Origin of the sequence: Bacillus sp. AFS002410 (assembly GCF_002556365.1) — a bacterium.
Lineage (GTDB): Bacteria > Bacillota > Bacilli > Bacillales > Bacillaceae_G > Gottfriedia.
In genome coordinates this window covers 274624-290914 of record NZ_NUEU01000007.1, presented here as the reverse complement: position 1 = coordinate 290914, position 16291 = coordinate 274624, and the positions used below count along the sequence as shown (strand labels likewise).

At 31.6% G+C, this 16291-nt stretch carries 12 protein-coding genes; all 12 read left to right on the top strand.

Annotated features, from left to right (window positions below):
• Positions 1 to 10: 10 nt before the first annotated feature.
• The 12 genes from CN692_RS07100 to CN692_RS07045 all read left to right on the top strand — a co-directional run bounded on the left by CN692_RS07100 (position 11) and on the right by CN692_RS07045 (position 16183).
• Positions 11 to 886 (top strand): carbohydrate ABC transporter permease, encoded by an 876-nt coding sequence (locus tag CN692_RS07100; protein WP_098118454.1) that lies wholly within the window; start codon positions 11 to 13, stop codon positions 884 to 886.
• Positions 887 to 907: 21 nt separating this feature from the next.
• Entirely contained in the window at positions 908 to 2932 is a 2025-nt protein-coding gene (locus tag CN692_RS07095; RefSeq protein WP_098118453.1) for a YIP1 family protein, read from the top strand.
• Entirely contained in the window at positions 2925 to 5189 is a 2265-nt protein-coding gene (locus tag CN692_RS07090) for a DUF5696 domain-containing protein (protein WP_098118452.1), read from the top strand. The genes CN692_RS07095 and CN692_RS07090 overlap by 8 nt, the downstream gene beginning before the upstream one ends.
• Positions 5182 to 6042: a carbohydrate ABC transporter permease gene (locus CN692_RS07085; protein ID WP_098118451.1), complete on the top strand. Its 861-nt coding sequence runs from the start codon at positions 5182 to 5184 to the stop codon at positions 6040 to 6042. The genes CN692_RS07090 and CN692_RS07085 overlap by 8 nt, the downstream gene beginning before the upstream one ends.
• A 16-nt stretch (positions 6043 to 6058) precedes the next feature.
• On the top strand, positions 6059 to 7000 hold the full coding sequence (locus CN692_RS07080; RefSeq protein WP_257143980.1) for a carbohydrate ABC transporter permease: 942 nt from the start codon (positions 6059 to 6061) through the stop codon (positions 6998 to 7000).
• A 74-nt stretch (positions 7001 to 7074) separates the two neighbouring features.
• Positions 7075 to 8304, top strand: coding sequence for a glucoamylase family protein (locus tag CN692_RS07075; protein WP_098118450.1), 1230 nt, complete (start codon positions 7075 to 7077; stop codon positions 8302 to 8304).
• 258 nt (positions 8305 to 8562) lie between these two features.
• On the top strand, positions 8563 to 9519 hold the full coding sequence (locus CN692_RS07070) for a LacI family DNA-binding transcriptional regulator (protein WP_098118449.1): 957 nt from the start codon (positions 8563 to 8565) through the stop codon (positions 9517 to 9519).
• 284 nt (positions 9520 to 9803) lie between these two features.
• Entirely contained in the window at positions 9804 to 10559 is a 756-nt protein-coding gene (locus tag CN692_RS07065) for a hypothetical protein (RefSeq protein ID WP_098118448.1), read from the top strand.
• A 144-nt stretch (positions 10560 to 10703) separates the two neighbouring features.
• Entirely contained in the window at positions 10704 to 11015 is a 312-nt protein-coding gene (locus CN692_RS07060) for a hypothetical protein (RefSeq protein ID WP_098118447.1), read from the top strand.
• A 238-nt stretch (positions 11016 to 11253) separates the two neighbouring features.
• Positions 11254 to 11790 (top strand): hypothetical protein, encoded by a 537-nt coding sequence (locus CN692_RS07055; protein ID WP_098118446.1) that lies wholly within the window; start codon positions 11254 to 11256, stop codon positions 11788 to 11790.
• A gap of 111 nt (positions 11791 to 11901) precedes the next feature.
• Entirely contained in the window at positions 11902 to 12330 is a 429-nt protein-coding gene (locus tag CN692_RS25820) for a hypothetical protein (protein WP_142317370.1), read from the top strand.
• Positions 12331 to 12760: 430 nt separating this feature from the next.
• Positions 12761 to 16183: a S8 family peptidase gene (locus tag CN692_RS07045; protein WP_098118445.1), complete on the top strand. Its 3423-nt coding sequence runs from the start codon at positions 12761 to 12763 to the stop codon at positions 16181 to 16183.
• The last annotated feature ends 108 nt before the right edge of the window (positions 16184 to 16291 follow it).

The following is a 16291-nucleotide window of genomic DNA, read 5'->3' as shown; positions in this document are numbered from 1 at the left end:
GAGGGATCAGATGGCTTCTTTTCAAGGGACACAAATTAATCCTAAGAAATTTCATAAAAGTCAAATAAAGTTTTATCTCATTTTAATTCCAATGGCAATTTTAATGGGTTCACCAATCGTTTATATAGTTAATCATGCGTTTAAACCAATCGATGAGTTATTTGCTTTTCCACCACGTTTTTTTGTACAAAAGCCAACAATGCAAAACTTCCTTAATTTATTAGATAGTGGAAATGTAGGTGGAACACCAATTACAAGATATTTATTTAATAGTATTGTCGTAACGATCGTAGTTGTAGTGCTAATTATCCTAATAAGCGCTATGGCTGGATATGCATTGTCAAAGAAACAATTCAAGCTGAAAAATACAATTTTCGAGGTTAATACATTAGCTCTTATGTTTGTTCCAGCAGCGGTGGCAATACCTCGATACATAATTATTGAAAAATTACATTTAATTAATACTTTTACGGTTCATATTCTACCATTACTTGCTCTGCCAGTAGGATTGTTTCTTGTAAAGCAATTTATCGATCAAATTCCAAATGAATTACTTGAAGCAGCAAGGATGGACGGTGCATCGGATTTTCAAATATTTTTTCGAATTATTATTCCAAATATTAAACCCGCAATTGCTACCGTTGCAATTTTAGCATTCCAAGTAGTGTGGAATAACATTGAAACGTCAGATCTATATGTAAATAATGAAGGAATTAAAACATTTGCATTTTATATGAGTTCGTTATCAACAGCTAGTGGGAATACAGTTGCCGGAACAGGTTTAACTGCAGCAGCGTCATTAATCATGTTTATTCCTAATTTAGTTATTTTTATATTTATGCAAAAACAAGTAATGGATACGATGGCTCATTCAGGTATTAAGTAAATGCTAGGAGCGAGATAGTAAATGAAAAATTATAAAAATCATTTTAAATTACTATTAATTATGATAGCGATGATCATGATGTTTCCAGCAAATACTTATGCAGCTGATGCCTATAAAACATATACAATCTCGATTGATGGAGAAGAAATTAAAACACAAACTGCGTATGAGGCTGTTGGAATCCTTTCGAATGATCAAATGATTAAACCAGAGAATCTATTTATTGATCTAAATGACAATATATATGTTGCAGATTCTGGAAGTAAAGAGATTATTGTATTTAACAAATATGGAAAATTAGTTAGAACGATTGGAAAAGGGATCTTAGAGAAGCCTGTTGGTATTTCAGTTGGAGTTGGCAATAAACTTTATGTTGCCGATGTAATTAAAGAAAAGGTTTATTGTTTTTCTTCAGAAGGTAAATTGCTTGCGGAGTATGGAAAACCTGATTCACCGCTATTTGGAAAAGGTCAACCTTTTAAACCACTAAAATTGTCTGTGGATGTTAGAGGCAATATGTATATTATTGGCGAAGGAGCTGCCAATGGGATTATTCAGCTAAATAAAGACGGTGAATTTCTAGGCTATTTTGGTGCAAATAGAGCCTCCACTTCTTTTTATCAAACTTTTAAAAATTACATTATGTCAAAAACTGGTGTAAGAAAAGGCTTTATGAATGTACCAATTGCTTCTACCGGTATTGACATTGATTCAAGAGGAATTGTTTATACCGTTACAAATGGTTTAGATAGTGAAGCAATAAAAAAGCTAAATGTAGCAGGTTCAAATATGCTTTCAGATGGTGTTTATGCATCAAATTCTGCAATTGATATAGTGGTAGGCAATCAAGGCAACTTTTACGTCCTGAGTTCAAATGGTTATATTTACGAATATGACAGCACAGGGAACTTGTTATTTAAATTCGGAAGTAAGGAATCAAACGCACAACGTCAAGGGATTTTTAAGCAGCCATCAGGAATTAGTGTTGATACAAAAGGTTATCTATATGTTGCTGATGCCGAGCAAGGGATCATTCACATATTTGAACCTACCGAATTTACTAATAAGTTACACCAAGGCTTATCTTACTTTGAAGAAGGTCTATATGTGAAAAGTCAAAAGTACTGGCAAGATGTACTTCAATTAAATTCATCATTTTCATTAGCACATATAGCGATGGGACAAGCTTATTATAAACAACAAGAGTATAGTGAATCGTTAAATGAGTTTAAATTAGCAAAAAATAAAGAAGGATATTCACAGTCATTCTGGGAGATTCGCCATAAACTTATGGAGAAACATACCGGTACATTATTAACCTTTGTCATTTTAGGTATTTTCGTATATTACATAGTTCGGTATTTAAATCGCAAAAAAGACTATTTTAAAGGAATTAAAATAGCATTTAATAGATTTAAAAATATCAAACTTGTAAGTGAATTATTTCTTCTATTTAAACTATTTAGACATCCTATCGACACATTTTATGAAATTAAAAAATTGAAAAAAGCTTCTGTAATTTCAGCTACAATTTTTTATTTACTATTCTTCATTGAATATTTAATTTCACTTAAATTTACTGGCTTCATTTTCAACACCGAACTATTAGAACGTTTTAGTTTATTTTTAATCATCTCGATTTTTTTCGGTGCACTGGCGCTATTCGTCATTATGAACTATTTAATTAGTACGATTAATGATGGTGAAGGAAGCTTTAAAAATGTCTATATCGGGACAATCTATTCGCTTGCTCCGTATTTAGTGTTTAGTATTCCAGTTACACTACTATCAAGAATGATAACAATAAATGAATCTTTCCTTTTTACATTTACAACTCAAATTATGATTTGTTGGTCACTTTTAATCTTGTTTATCATGATCAAAGAAATCCATAATTTTACAATAGGAGAAACAATAAAAAATATCCTACTCACATTATTTAGTTGTGTTATTACAATTGTTGTTCTATTTGTTCTTTATATTTTATTAAATCAAGTGATCGATTTCGTTTATTCAGTAATCCAGGAGGTAATGATTCGTGTATAAGAAAATTATACTGTGTGGTTCATTGTTACTGTTATCAATACAACCAAATGCATATGCCGAAAAAGATAATGACCAAAATAAATCTGCCAACGAAAATACGCAGAAGTTTACCTCCAATCAGTTTACACAAATGGAAGTACATAAAAATAATATTAAAAGTTTAAATGGTTCATTAACTGGTTTTGAAAAGATAGCGGAAAATGAAAAACTAGCATTATATGTGAATAGTGAATCTTTAGCGATTAAAGTTAAGAATAAATCGAACGGTTATGTATGGAGTTCTACACTCGATCACATGGAAAATTACAAGTTAAATAGTACTTGGAAGCAATTCGTAGAATCTGCCATAACGATTGAATACTTAAACATGCAAGGCAAGCTAAGAAAAGAAAGTATTACAACGAATTCTGCAAATATAAACCTTAAAAAGAAAGCAGACGGGTTTGATGCAAATATATCTTTTAGACAAGCAAAAATAAAAATGAAACTTTCAGTACAGTTAACTGAGAATGATATTGTAGTTACTATACCTGAAACAAATATTATCGAAATGGGTAAAGTGAAAATTGTTTCAGCAAATGTTTATCCTTTTTTGGGAGCTTCAAAAGAAGATGACATTCCTGGTTATATGTTTATACCAGATGGATCCGGAGCGTTAATACGATATGAAAAGAGCGGCGTAAAAATGGAGTCACCTTATAGTGCAACTATATACGGTGAAGACAAAGGAATCACTTCAACGATTCCATCTGAAGATACAAATGAAAGTTATAAAGCAAGCATACCGGTATTTGGAGTTGTTCATGGAGATAATCAAAATGCTCTACTCGGAATTATCGAAAAAGGAGATAACTATGCGAGAATTGATGCGTATAAAGCAGGTCTATCTACTGAGTTTAATTGGGTTACTTCCCATTTCACATACCGTTATGCTTATAAACAACCGACTAGTAAAAATCAAAAAAGTGGTAAAGCAATGGATTTAATCCAAAAGAAGCGGAACAAATTCGATATTAAATTACATTATAAAATACTAGTTTATAAAAATGCTAATTATGTAGGAATGGCTAAAAGTTATCAATCTTACCTAATAAAAACAGGGATTTTAAAAGACAAGTCATCTAATCATCCAATGCTACGCTTAGAATTTTTGGGTGGTGAGAAAAAAGAAGGATTATTTTGGGATTCAGTTGTATCAATGACTCCAATTAGCAAGCTTCCAAAATACGTAAATGAGCTAGAGAAAAAGGGAGTAGATGATTTTTTTATCGTCTATAAAGGCTGGAATAAAAACGGACTGACTGGTACATTTCCAAAAAAGTTTCCATTTGAACGAAAACTTGGTAGTAAAGGCGAAGTAAAAGATACTGTTAAAGAGCTAAAGAAAAAGGATATACCTTTATACTTTTATACAGATTACACGAAAGCATATGAAGGCTCATCAAGTCTGTTTGGTGGTAGTAATATAGCTAAACAAGTAAATACAAAAGCAATCATGGGCGTCGAGAATGGATATAACTACTATTATTTACATCCTGAAAAATCGATTGACTATGCAAAAAAAGATAAAAAGAAATACAAGAAATATGAGATGGAAAACTTGGCTGTTGATGGGGTAGGAAACGAACTATATTCAGCGTTTAATGATCGACACACATCAACAAGAGAAAAAAGTAAAAAATCGATAAAAAAGGTCCTTAATGTTCTAAATAGTGGTGATGTAGATAAGACGGCACTTTATGAACCAAATGCTTATGCATGGGGTATGACAGATAAATATTTGGATATTCCAATGGGCTCATCAAACTACTTGTACGTTTCAGATACAGTTCCATTTTTGCAAATCGCATTAAAAGGATATGTTGACTACTATGCTCCGTTTTCTAATTTTTGGTCAAATCAAGAAGAAGAGCTTTTGAAATTAATCGATTATGGTGCATATCCATCTTTTTACTTAACTGAAAAAAAATCGTATTTACTTTCTGAAACACCTTCACGAGATTTATATACTTCAGAATTTAAAGCTTGGAAAAAAGAAGTTATTAAACAATATGATGTTATTCAAAAAAGTTTGAAGCTAGTAAAAGACGATTCAATTGTAAGTAGAGATGTTTTGAGTGAAGGTGTCGTAAAAGTTACTTATTCAAATAATATAAGTTTTATCATTAATTATACAAATACTCCTTATAAAAATGGTGGCCTTACAGTTGCAGCAAAGGATTTTGCTGTAATGAAGGGGGAATTTAGCAATGAATAACATTTTCTCAAAATTTAACAACAAAAAGACAGTAGGCTACGTCTTTATTTTGCCATGGGTGATTGGATTTGCTGTTTTTACAGCCTATCCAATTTTCTATTCACTCTATTTAAGTTTCTTTCATGTCATTATTACAACTGATGGTATTCAAACAAAATTTGCTAAATGGTCAAACTACCAGGATGCATTTACAACTGACGTAGAGTTTTTAAAGCAAATAGGGGATTTTGCAGCACATGTTGTTGTGTCAGTTCCAATCATAGTAATTATAGCTTTAATAATCGCGATTCTATTAAATCAACAGATTAAATTTCGGGGATTCTTTCGAACAATCTTTTTCTTGCCAGTTATTATTAGTAGTGGTCCTGTATTGACTAAGTTAACAGAGCAAGGAGTAACAGCAATTCCTGAAATAAAACAATATGCTTTTTATAAAATAGCTGCTGCAAATCCTAATTTTTTTAGTAATTTATTTTTATACATTATGGATAATATGGTTTTGTTATTGTGGTTTACCGGCGTTCAAATTTTAATTTTTATAGCAGCCCTCCAAAAAGTTGATACGCAAATATATGAAGCTGCAAAAATTGATGGTGCATCAACATGGGAAATCTTTTGGAAAATTACGTTGCCAACTTTATTTCCTATGATTCTAGTAAATATTATCTATACGACCGTTATGTATTCTATTTCCACAATGAATCCGATTATAGACCTTATTAAGAAAAACATGTTTAAAATTGAAACTGGATTTGGATATGCTTCAGCACTTTCTTGGGTTTATTTCGTGATCATCACTATTATTCTATTAATTATGGTATGGACTGTGGTTTTACTTGAAAGAAAAAAATAATATAGGGGGGAGTAAAGTGAGTCAACGACTTAAAAAGGACATTGCACCGAAAGTAAGAAGAATCTTACTAGGCATGCAGGGGAATGATGGATTACTTGTAAAAATTCTAATGTATGCTTTGTTGATCGGAATAGGTTTTGTATTCTTATACCCTATATTATATATGCTTTCGTATAGCTTTAAGGATATTAATGATCTACTAAATTCGCTAGTGAACTGGATCCCAACAAAGTTGTATACAGATAACTATAAGCGAGCATTAGATGTATTAGATTATTGGCCAATATTACTACAAACTATCTATGTAACTGTATTGCCGTCAATTTTACAAGCATTTGTTGCTTCAATAATCGGTTATGGATTTGCTAGATTTCAATTTAAAGGTAAAAATATTTTATTTATTTTAGTTCTTGCAACTTTTGTAATTCCGCCACAGGTTACCGTCATACCAAGATATATTTTGTTTAATAAAATTCATATTTTAGATAGTATTTCTGCCTATGTATTACCAGCAATATTTGGTCAAGGTTTAAATAGCGCGATTTTTATTTTGATTTTTTATCAAATATTTAGATCGATTCCTACATCATTAGAAGAAGCTGCTCAACTTGATGGAGCGGGACATTTCAAGATTTTCTTTAAGATTGCTGTACCAATGGCATCCGCTGGCTATATTATTTCGTTTTTATTTTCACTTGTATGGTATTGGAACGAAACTTACTTAGCATCAATCTATTTCGGTGAAAATTTATCAACTTTACCACTTCAGCTACAAAAGTTCGTAGCGACTTACAGCAAATTATTCCCTGCTCAAGGTGGAGCAAGTGGCACAAGTATTAATGAAGGAATTGAATTAGCAGGTACATTGCTTACTATAATTCCTTTACTAGTTATCTACTTTATTACACAAAGATGGTTTGTTGAAAGTGTTGATCGCTCAGGTATAACAGGTGAATAAGAATTTAAACAGCTTAATTGGATTTAACACTATTTTAGTGTTTTAATAAAAAATCAGATTTAGAGGTGTAGAAAATGGATAAAAGAATTTTAGACTTGGAAGCTAAAGGATGTTTTGATTTTTTCTGGAACGAAGCTAATACTGATAAAAACAGTCCAGGATATGGTTTAGTTCGTGATAACACAGCTGAATCAAATAGAGATATGGCTAGCATCGCCTCCGTTGGTTTTGGGCTAAGTGCCATCATTATCGGGATTGAAAAGAAGTGGATTTCATACGAAGAAGGGTATGAAAGAACGTTAGGTACATTAAATACATTTTTAAATAACGTAGAGGAATCTGAAGGATTTTTCTTTCACTTCCTTCATATGGAAACGGCAAAAAAGTTTGAAGCATTTTATGATTGTGCATCAATTATTGATACATCTCTTTTTCTGAATGGTGCAGTAACATCTGCAGAATACTTTGGTGGAGAAATTAAAATTGTTTTTGAATTAATCTTTAAACGTGTCAATTGGCAAAAGTATTACGATCAAGAACATAATATGTATTTTATGGGGTATCATCCTGAAACAGGTGGATTTGGTCACTGGGATATGTATGCGGAGCAGTTAATGCAATACATATTTGGAGTTGCTTCTCCGACTCACCCAGTTCCAAAGGAAATCTACAAAGGATTTAGAAGAGATTTAGTAAAATATGGTGAGAATGAATTTTATCATTCACCTGGAGGAGCGTTATTTACACATCAATATTCACATGCTTGGTTTAATTTTGAAAATATTGTTGATGAAGATGGGATCAATTGGTTTGATAACTCTGTAAAAGCATCTTTAGCGGCAAAACAATATTGTAATGATAATGCCCAAGGTTTTAAAACCTTTGCAGACAGTGAACATGCATGGGGATTAACGGCATGTGATGGTCCACACGGATATAAAGCATATGGAGCTGGACCATTTCATCCAAACTGTGACGAATTTATGAATGATGGTACGATTGCACCTGCAGCCGCTGCTGGATCTATTGTCTTTACACCTAAAGAATCAATTAATGCTTTAAATTATTTCTATGAAAATGTACCTGAATTATGGAGTAAATATGGTTTTCTAGATTCATATAATCGCGATGTCGCTTCAAATTGGGTGTCGGACAGAGTAATTGGTATTGATAAAGGTGCAACATTACTAATGATTGAAAACTATGAAACCGGATTAATTTGGGATTTATACTTAAAAAACGAATACATAAAAAAAGGATCAAAAATGTTGGGCTGGAAAAATAGCAAATTAGTTACTTCATAATAACTAAATAGACAAGCTAAAGTGAATTAAAAGGTGGGCAAAAGAAGTCAAAAATACTTCTGTGCTCACCTTTTGTGAGTAAAAATAACCCATTCAAAGGATAGGTAAAAAGAATGAAAAAAAAGTAGGAAAAGTTTACTTAATTTTGATAATATTAATTTAAGCATTATAATTTAAACAATATTTAAATGAATCGTAATAAACGAAACAATAAAGACGAAATTTGCTTTTTGGTATCAATAGAATGGAGGATATGGGATGGCAGGAATAAAAGATATTGCCAAAGAAGCTGGAGTTTCCATTTCAACAGTATCATATGCGTTAAATGGTAGCCCAAAGGTAACTGAAGAAACACGAAGCAGAATTTTAAAGATTGCAAATAGATTAGGATATGTTCCAAATGCAGCTGCAAGAATGTTAAAGGTTAAAGAAACAAAAATTATTGGGGTATTTTTAGCTGATTATGGTGGATATTTTTACGGGCCATTATTAAGAGGAATGAGACAAGCATTAAACGATAAAGGCTATGAATTAATAGCATGTTCTGGCGTACAATCACATCGATTATTACTTGAAAAAGTAATAGATGGTGGAATTATATTAGATCAGGCGTTTTCAGATAAAGAGCTTTTAGATTATGCAGAAAAAAATTATAAAATGGTCGTGATGGATCGAGAATTACAACACAAAAATATTAAAGGTGTCTTAATAAATAATAAAAGTGGTGCACAATTAGCTATAAAAGAACTTCTTAAAAACGATGTAAAAAAAGTATATGCATTAACAGGTCCAGAAGGTTCATACGATTCAACAAAACGTATGGAAGGTGTAAGAGAAGAATTATCTAACTATCAAGATATTGAGTTTATTGAAATCGCTGGAAATTTCATGAAGGATTCTGGTGAACAAGCAGCGAAACAAATTTTTACAAATTATAACGAGCCAAGTGCAATCTTTTGTTTAAATGATGAGATGGCAGTAGGAATCTATAACTATCTTCAAGATACAGATTACCAAGTAGGCAAAGATGTATTTATCGTAGGATTTGATAATATTGAATTAGCGCAATATGTATCACCAAGATTAAGTACCATATCATATTCAACTTTTGACTGGGGTTCATTAGCCGCTACAAATTTATTGAAGTTAATTTCTAATGAAGTAGTTGAGAATGAGATAATTGAGGTTTCATTGACTGTTGGTGGATCTTCGTAAATATTAAAATTAGAGTTTTAAGTATCTTTTTAATAAAAGAGGTATTTAAGCTCTTTTTTTATTTTTCTTTTTAATAGAAAATTAATTTTGATATTCCATTAAAGTAGCAGCAATATGTCATTTTAGTTTAAAAAGAAAGTATAAAATATTAATCAATTGATTATCATTTTTAGTTCTCCTTATTCTATGTGTGAGGGACATACATTAGATTGTTTACTCAATTATTTTAAGCTTGGACTGTAATTGTTATTAAAATAAGATTTGTTTGGTAAAAGGAGAGCATTATGAAAAAAATGAAACCGATTACAATATTCATGAGCATGATCTTTATTCTATCTGCGATTCCAACCTTTAACATTGTGCGTGAAACAGTCATTGGGAATCAGATGGAAAAACGATATCAAATAAATGATGTTTATCCGCTTGAAGAAAATGGGAAAGCAATAAATCCCACAATTACTGTCCAAGGAAACAAAATATCATTTAAGGAAGATAATACTGGGAAAACCGAACCATTAAGCGATTCGGATATTATTAGTGACATCAAACGAAAAGAAGTGGTAAAATTGCATCTTTTTGTAAATGGGCATGAAATCACGAAACCAGATGCAATCAATGTTGATACATACCGAAATAAAGAATCAGAAGAGGTGCGATACAATTCCTGGATTGGCATTATGACGGTCAAAGATCGAGAGACGAAAACGAATAGCATCAAAATCGTCCAACGCTTGTCAAAAGATGAGGTACTAGATGGTGACCGAAAATGGAAAATTATCACGATTGATCAGCATCAGCAGATTAAAGAAGAAACATTTGAAGCGAATGATCGCGGGGAATCCTCTTATAATGTAGAAATGATCAATAATTCAGGTACGAGTTTGATGGGCATGGGGTATCATTCGGATATTTTAGAAGGTTGGCCGTCGATATTTTTTCCAATAGTTTTTCCGTTTGGATCACTTTTAGTCTCCACGATTGCACTAGTCATTATCTTTTTTAGAAGGAATGTAAAAGGAGAGGAGACCAGTATTACATAAGAACTATGAAATCATAAGGTTCGTTCCATTGCGGGAGTATTTCAACAAATGAATTTCATTTGGGCATCTCATCAATTGCGATCGGTAGCTAACAAAAGCATGGCAAAATTATGTCGATAGGATATTTTAAAGGTGGGTATTTTCATGTTTGGATATATAATATTTTACGGTATTCCTGCAATTTTCATTTTAAGTGGGGTTAATCTTTTTAGAAAAGCAGAAAAAATAGAAAAGAAAAATAAAAAATTATACTTTTTTTTCATTAGTTTAGCGATAAATGTATTCGCCATTCCTTTGTCCCTATTTATTGGTGGGATGGCAACAGATGCACCTGATAGTACTATTTTAGACTTTTGCAAAGGTTTTTTAGTTGTACAGGGAATTCCGTTGCTCTTACTAGTGATTTCGATCGTCTTATATTTATTAAATAAAAAAGAAATAAAAACTGTTAGTTAGGATGACAATGAACAAAAAAATCGGCTAAATAGTCGATTTTTTTTATGGAGCAAAACATTAGTTAAATAAAAATATAATAAAATTCTAGATTAAAAGGTAAAATTACCCCAAATTACAGAAAATAAAATTTTTGCTAAAATTAACTGCACCAATGAAATGTCATCATCTAATTTGTCATTTATATAACTTTCATATTTTTGGTTCTAATTTATATTTCATGATATTGGGGGGAGTGTTCTTGGAGAAAATTCTATATCAATACCATTATGAATTTTTATGGTTGTTACCTTGTTTCGTAACGTTAATATTTGGTTTGTGTTCTTTCTTTTTCTGGAAAATTAATCTGAAAATGCATCCAGGCTGTGAGTTCAAAGGAAATCCAGGATTTAGGAGTTATAATTTTGCAAGGTTATTCGGTCGGATTGGTGGTACTTTCTGCCTATTAATGTTCATTTTTCTAACGATCAATCAAGTATATATTTTTTATCATGTGAAACATTTGATTGATACTAACAATGTTAAAGTTGTAGAGGGGTATGTTGAAAAATATCATCCAGATTCCGAATATAAGGGTGGGAATATGGAGAATTTTACTATAAATGGTGTTTATTTTGAATATTCAGAAGGTGTGATATCAGTTGGTGGATATAATAATGCTGCTTCACACGGTGGGGTGATTAGACATAATGGACAATATTTAAAGATTAAATACTATAAAGATCGTTTAGATAAAAACGAGATTGTTTATATTTCGCAACCTTCTCCTACCAAATAGCGTTTATAGAAAAAAATTTATGAAGTAATTAACAAAAAAGAATGAGAGATTAGTAGTACAACGAATGATATAATTAGTCTAATAGATATTCTGGAGTTAGTTATAAATGAGGTGTTCTCAACGCTAAAAGAGGAGAAATTTGTTAAGTTAGTTTGGAAAGAAAACAAAATAGAAGATGTTCTAATTGAATTATTTGAAGAAGCACCAAATGATGAAGAGATGGTTATGCTGAAAATTAATTTTGAACAACAGGAAAGAAGTTATATTGGCGATAGCTTTTTTGAGGCATTAGAAAATCTCAGACTGTATTTGGAAGAAAAGAGCATCCAAATTCTTTGCAATGGATCCGCTTTAAATGTATACCCATCTCCAATGACACGATCAATGGGGAGTGGACGTTTAGCATATAAATTAAGTTTTGGAAAACAAGCCTTATCTTGGGATTTAGTTGATATTTTTGATTGTGATGATACTTTAAAGTTTGTTACCATTCTTGAACAACGAAATTACTATAAGAACTGGCTTAAAAGCTTAAGATAGTCAATTAGATTAAATTTAAATTATTTAATGTTAGCAACTAATGCCCTAATGTTACAAATTAATAGTATTATTATTTTAGTGAATAAATTATATAAATGCGTATTAAATGGAAAAAAGAGAATGATAGAATTGTATTTTACATTTAAAGATGCTTTTCATCCTTCGTTTACATTAAAAATGATCACTTAACTAAGGGAAAGTGGTTTGTTTCAATATGTAATTCAGAGTTATCTTTTGTCATTATATTTTAAATTTTCTCTTCTTTTTCTCTTTTTTTCATAGTATGACAAATTTCTATAATTACATAACGGTATAATGAAATTAAACATAGATTTTAGCTTCTTTTCTATAAAATACTATTTCATCTTTTTACCTTTTTTAGAATGATTATTCTACCAATCTATTAAAAAAACAGAAATGAGGATTCTTCTTGAAAAAAATAATGAAATTTAGCGCAGTTTTTTCTTTAGCAGCAAGTATGCTAACACATACCCCAACTGACGCTGCAGTAAAGAATACTAGTAAACCAAAATTTTTGAATCAACATGCTCCACTGCCTTTCCTTACAAATAAAGAGCAAATTAGCGATTCTACATATGTTGTAAAATATAATAGCTTTGTTTCTAATTCGATACATGATCGTGCTGGAATGAGTGTTGTAAAGTCTTTTCCGTCTCTAGGGTATGATATCGTTAAATTAAAAAATGGTAAAAAATTATCAACTGCTCTTAGTGTTTATAATCAATACGGAACGATTAAATCAGTTTCTCCAAGTGTTCAATATAAATTAATGTCAAGTGTAGCAAATCCTAAAGAAGATGAGGCGTATCATTTAAGTCAGCTAAACATTTCAGCTGCACAAAAACTTGTTGCTAAAAAAGCAATTACTGTTGCTGTAATTGATCAAGGCGTAGATAGAAGTCATCCTGATTTGTCAGGTCAACTGCTTAGTTCATATAATGTAGTTGATCCAGCAACACAAGCTGTAAGAGACTTCCACGGAACCCATGTTGCGGGTATTATTGCTGCAAAAAAGGATAATAAAATAGGCGCATATGGTATTAATCCTAATGCTAAAATTCTTTCTGTAGATGTTTTTAATGGGAATGAATACACTTCAGACTATTCGATTTCAGAAGGGATTCTTTATGCTGTTTCTAAAGGTGCGAAAGTAATAAATATGAGCCTTGGTGGCACAATGTATAGTCAGTTACTTGATGATACAATTCAATATGCAATCAGCAAAGGCGTTGTTGTTGTTGCAGCTGCAGGAAATAGTGGCACAAATGAATATAGCTACCCAGCATCTTACGATGGAGTTATTTCCGTTGGTGCAACAGATAGTGAAAAACATCTTGCTTCATTTTCAACATACGGTCCTGGTGTGGATGTAGTTGCACCTGGAGAGTTCATTTATAGTACGATTTATGCTCCAGCGATTGGTAGTACATACTATTATTTAAGTGGTACATCAATGGCAACACCGATTGTATCGGGAATCGCATCACTATTAAAAACTAAGTATCCGAATCTTTCATCTTATGATATAGAACAAATTCTTGAAGAAACTGCCACTGATAAAGGATCATCTGGATATGATATATATTATGGTTATGGTCTTGTCGATCCAGTAAAAGCTTTAAAATATGATATGAAAAAACTAGTTTCATATAAAAAGCCATCTGCTTCAGCGATTATAGATGGTGCAGCTGCTGTTCAACTTTCTGAAAATGGAGAGGCTTCATATAAAGGAACAATTACAAAACCACATCAAATTAATCGATATAAATTAAAATTAAAGGCTGGAGAAGATGTAGGTCTTACGTTAAAAATGGCTAAAAATTATGATGATAAGCTTTCACTTCGGTTCTATGAAGGAACTAGTAAAGCATCTTCTAAGCCACTAATTATTGATGATGTACTTGCTGGAATTGCTGAAGGGACCATTTACACTGCTCCAAAGGATGGAACACTTGTCATTGAAGTTATGGATAAAAACTCAAGATATAGTTCAAAAGGTAGCTCTACTTTTAGTTTATCAATTAAAAAGAAACTAAACATTAATGAAGAAACAGGGTCAAAAAGCAATTCAATTGAAGTTACGTCCTTACCTTTTGATGCAACTAGTCTAAATGATGATTCATTCCTTCTATTTAATAAGGGAAAAACTGGAGCTAGATATATTTCATACAGACCAACTGAGGATGAAAAAATCTTATTATCAATGGGTTCAATTCCCGGACTAAATACTTCAATCACTGTATATACAAAAGATAAATGGGATGAATATATAAACACATCTAATGCAAAACAACCACTACCACTCGTTTCAATCGATCATAACGGGAAAAGTGAAGGAGAAAAAGGTGCGGTTACACTAAAGAAGGACACAGATTATATTATCGAACTATCAAGTGCTCCAATTACAGTCTTTTCATTACCTTTATACGATGAACAACCGGATGCTCCATATATTATTCCAGGCTCATTTGAAAAAGTAGCATTTAAGATGTCAAAACTAGACTTACCAGCTGATGAAGACGGATTGGTCAATACATTTAAGCAGATTGATTTATCAAACGGCTTAATAAATCAATTAGATGATTCAACACCAATTGATGATGTGACGACTGGAATGGATCCAGAGGATGTTCAACAAGTGCTAAAAAACGCAATTCCAATCACAGGATATGGAAAAAGGCCATTGGCTTATATGCAAGATAACAATGATGTAGATTGGTATAAGTACACTCCAAGTAAAAATGAGTTTATTCATTTAAATATTAATGGTAATAAAAATCAACAGTTTGATGCTCAAGCGTATGTTTACAATTCGAACTCAGGTGCTTTTGAATATGTAACAAAATCATTTAATTATTACACGACCTTCCAAGATCGTGATTATACAGATAAAAATAAAGATCTGTTTGCTTTACTTGATAGTAACAAAACGTATTATTTCCGTGTTTCATCAGTAGGTGGTGCATCAGATGAACCTTATCAATTAACATTTCAAGGTGGAGAAGGTATAGCAAAAGACAAATATGAACCGAATAATTCGTTCACTGCTGCTAAAACACTTAAAAGTTATGATGAGATACAATATGGTAATTTCTCAAGTTCTTCTGATGAAGACTATTTCTACTTTAAAAATACTAGTAAATCTACAGTTCTAAAAGGATTCGAATTTATGGCTTTACCAGTAGATCCAACCCAATCAGGGGGGATGTACTCAAGTCTATTTAATGACCTACCAGTAAACATTACAGTCTATGAAGATACAAATGGAAATAAAAAATTAGATGGAACAGAACGTGAGAAAGCAAGCTATTATCAAAATTACGGCGACATCACAAAGAGTTCATTCCAAGCTAAACCGAATCATGGATATTTCTTTGAAATAGCTAATTCTTATCCAGATATTGCAAATCTTCATGAATATATATTCCGTTTTTATTCACTGAACCGTACTGACGAAGATGCTAAAGCGAAATATACAAATGGTATTCCTTCAATCAGACTACCATTAAGATATATTGGTAAAAACACATATATCGGTTTAGGCTATTTAAACGCAAATGTCGCAAATGGTGATAAAGATTATTTTAAATTTGTAAATGATAAAGACCGATATGTTTCATACAACCTTGAAATGCCTATGTCTGGAATGAATGGTAAGATAACTTTCTACGACTCTAAAGGTAAAAATTTAGGCACATTCAACCGCTACACATATGACGATCCCGAAGTCGGCCAAATTAGGCTGAAAAAAGGAACCTACTATATACGCGTAGAAGAAGCTAATGGTATTTCTGACTATGATCAGTATCAATTAACAATTACGAAAAATTGATGTTTTATGAAAAGAGAAGGAATTGATTTGTTCCTTCTCTTTTTTGTGCTTTTTTGATGATTTGCTAGTTCTCTTTTTCTTTTACTGGGTGGTAGTAAGGAAATCTAT

Excerpts from the sequence above, each read along its gene's own strand:
- CN692_RS07100 (WP_098118454.1), top strand. The coding sequence starts at position 11 with ATGGCTTCTTTTCAAGGGACACAAATTAATCCTAAGAAATTTCATAAA.
- CN692_RS07095 (WP_098118453.1), top strand. The coding sequence starts at position 908 with ATGAAAAATTATAAAAATCATTTTAAATTACTATTAATTATGATAGCG.
- CN692_RS07085 (WP_098118451.1), top strand. The coding sequence starts at position 5,182 with ATGAATAACATTTTCTCAAAATTTAACAACAAAAAGACAGTAGGCTAC.
- CN692_RS07075 (WP_098118450.1), top strand. The coding sequence starts at position 7,075 with ATGGATAAAAGAATTTTAGACTTGGAAGCTAAAGGATGTTTTGATTTT.
- CN692_RS07070 (WP_098118449.1), top strand. The coding sequence starts at position 8,563 with ATGGCAGGAATAAAAGATATTGCCAAAGAAGCTGGAGTTTCCATTTCA.
- CN692_RS07065 (WP_098118448.1), top strand. The coding sequence starts at position 9,804 with ATGAAAAAAATGAAACCGATTACAATATTCATGAGCATGATCTTTATT.
- CN692_RS07060 (WP_098118447.1), top strand. The coding sequence starts at position 10,704 with ATGTTTGGATATATAATATTTTACGGTATTCCTGCAATTTTCATTTTA.